Origin of the sequence: Okeania sp. SIO2B9 (assembly GCF_010672505.1) — a bacterium.
GTDB classification, from domain to species: Bacteria; Cyanobacteriota; Cyanobacteriia; order Cyanobacteriales; family Microcoleaceae; genus Okeania; species Okeania hirsuta.
Genome location: NZ_JAAHGK010001563.1, coordinates 1 through 1,518 on the forward strand (window position 1 = coordinate 1; position 1,518 = coordinate 1,518).

Consider the following 1,518-nt stretch of genomic DNA (forward strand, 5'->3'; position numbering starts at 1 on the left):
CCCTACGCTTTTTCAATGATTAATAATTAATTATTGATTATTAATTATTACCTATACTTTAAAAGGAGAGGATTGACTAAAAGGAAAAATTTTTCTTTTTTATCCTTTAAAGGAAAGGCTTTAAACCTTAATTATTCGGTCAAGTAAAAAAAATCTGAGGATAGTAAAGAGCGATCGCAACACATAGGAAGGGGGACTTCTTAACAGTCGGGAAGGTCGTAATACATTATTTGTTCTGATAGGAACTGATGTTATTACCATACCTTTTTGCTCTGCTTGAATAATTGTTTCTAGGGTGTAAGTATAGGCATTAAAAACATTAAGTTGCATGGCAGTTTCTCGACTAAAAGCACAAAACACACTAGGTGCCTCAGGAATATTTGTATTACTAGCTATTCTTACTACCCAACTACCTAATTTTTGAAGTAATTTTTTAGTACGAGAAAAGTGTTTAGTTTGCCAAATTGGTCTCTCCCCAACTACAATTTCTGCCTGACCCCAAATAATAGGTTGAACTAAGTAGGGTATATCATCAGCACAATATTGATTATCAGCATCAGTATTCACAATAATATCTGTTCCTGCTTTTAGACTAGCTTCTAGACCTGCCATAAATGCTTTTGCTAAACCTTGGTTAGTGGGGAAATTCACAATATGGTCTACCCCATGTTCTTTGGCAACTTCAACTGTTCGGTCTTGACTACCATCATTGATGATTAACCATTGGATAATGTCTACTCCTGCTAACTTTCTAGGTAAAGCAGCAAGAGTTACTCCTAAAGACTCTTCTTCGTTGTAACAAGGAATTTGAATAATTAATTTTGTCATTGGACAGATATTTCTCCTAGGGGGTGTCAAAAAAATTTCAAAAAAGCAGAGGGTATTAATACCGTTTCACTAAAGTCAGAAGTCAGAACTCAGAAGTTAGAAGTGATATTTTAGGTACTTAAAACTTCTACTGTACAGTAATTTCAGTCTATTATTTGACTTCATCAGCCACCAACTATTTGTGACATTTTTTAAGTGAATTAGTATAAGGAGGTCTCCTTTCTTTTGCCTGCTTCGAGCAAAGCTGCTCTAAAAGGTTGTTAAGAGCAACTGGCCATTAAATATAGTGTTTTGGAATAGATTATCATCACTTTGTCTCTAAAGTATTAAATACTGTAGCAATAGCAATAAGTTTGATAATATTGGCCAAGTTAGGTATAAGTTAGGCCACTTGGTGCACAAAAGTTATAATTTATAACAGAAGAAATGAAGAAGGCTTTAGTTTTCTGGGAGAGAAGGAAAAATCAGACAACGCCAGATTTTTAAGCTTTTGAGATGTCTTCACCAACTTTTTCTTTGCTATAAAACAAAAATTCATCAACTTTATTAAAATTTTTTGGTTCCAAATTTTAAGTTTTACGGAAACAATTTCTGATCACAGAAAATATACATAAATAAGGTTAAATATTGAGATATAAAATTTTCTGGAAAATTGGCTATAGCAAGGAACGAGTTGGTTAGGACTTATGT

General features: G+C 33.1%; 1 pseudogene. It reads right to left on the reverse strand.

Features of this window, described 5'->3' with window-relative positions:
* Nucleotides 1–126: 126 nt before the first annotated feature.
* A pseudogene (locus F6K13_RS32670) lies at nt 127–828 on the reverse strand (glycosyltransferase family 2 protein); the annotation flags it as partial.
* Nucleotides 829–1,518: the final 690 nt, after the last annotated feature.